Raw genomic sequence first — 1,170 nt, 5'->3', positions numbered from 1 at the left:
CCCTGCGATCCCTGGCCCGGAAACACCAACACCGTCTTCCCGGCCCCAGCCGTCCCCGTCACCACGTCCTCAGCGGGAACACCATCCGCCAGAGCCCTCAACCCGGCCAGCAACTGCTCGCGGTCGGTACCGACCACCACACCGCGATGCTCGAACACAGCACGCCCAGCCAACGTCGCGGCAACATCCACGACCGACAGGGCGGAATCGGCGGCTGCGGCGACCTGCCCCGCGTATGCCCGCAGCGCCTCCTCCGACCGGGCCGACAGCACCCAGCCGACCGGTCCCTGCGCCGAACGGTCCACGTGCGGCTGCGCGTTCGCGGTCTCCGGGGCCTGCTCCAAGATCACATGAGCGTTCGTCCCACTGATCCCGAACGACGACACCCCAGCCCGACGCGGCCGACCCGACACAGGCCACTCACGCGCCTCCGTCAGCAACCGGACCCCACCAACACCCCAGTCCACATGAGACGTCGGCTCATCCACATGCAACGTCGCCGGCAACACCCCCCGACGCAACGCCTCCACCATCTTGATCACACCACCAACGCCCGCAGCCGCCATGGTGTGACCGACATTCGACTTCAACGACCCCAGCCACAACGGCCGGTCCTCCGAATGCTCCCGCCCATACGTGGCCAGCAACGCCTGCGCCTCGATCGGATCACCCAACTCCGTGCCCGTGCCATGCCCCTCGACCACGTCGACATCCGCACCCGTCAGCCCGGCACTCGACAACGCCCCACGAATCACCCGCTGCTGCGACGGACCATTCGGCGCAGTCAACCCATTCGACGCACCATCCTGATTCACCGCCGAACCCCGCAACACCGCCAACACCCGATGCCCACACGCCCGCGCCACAGAAAAACGCTCCAACACCACCAGCCCCGCGCCCTCACCCCACCCCGTGCCATCGGCCGAATCCGCGAACGCCTTGCACCGCCCGTCAGTCGACAACCCGCGCTGCCGGGAGAACTCCACCAAGACCCCGGGTGAGGACATCACGGTCACGCCACCGGCCACCGCCAGATCGCAGTCACCGCTGCGCACCGCCTGAGCGGCCTGGTGCAACGCCACCAACGACGACGAACACGCCGTGTCCACCGTCACCGCAGGCCCCTCCAAGCCAAGGAAGTACGCCAACCGACCCGACGTAACGCTCCCG

1 protein-coding gene is annotated in these 1,170 nt (G+C 68.4%); it reads right to left on the bottom strand.

Features of this window, described 5'->3' with window-relative positions; all coding sequences use genetic code 11:
* On the bottom strand, nucleotides 1-1,170 hold a 1,170-nt coding region (locus CLM62_RS00015; RefSeq protein ID WP_143658884.1), incomplete at both ends, for a type I polyketide synthase.

It is taken from the genome of Streptomyces sp. SA15 (assembly GCF_002291145.1).
In the GTDB taxonomy this organism is placed as follows: Bacteria; Actinomycetota; Actinomycetes; order Streptomycetales; family Streptomycetaceae; genus Streptomyces.
Note: the sequence above shows the minus strand (reverse complement) of the source record. Positions and strands in the feature narration are given on the sequence as shown.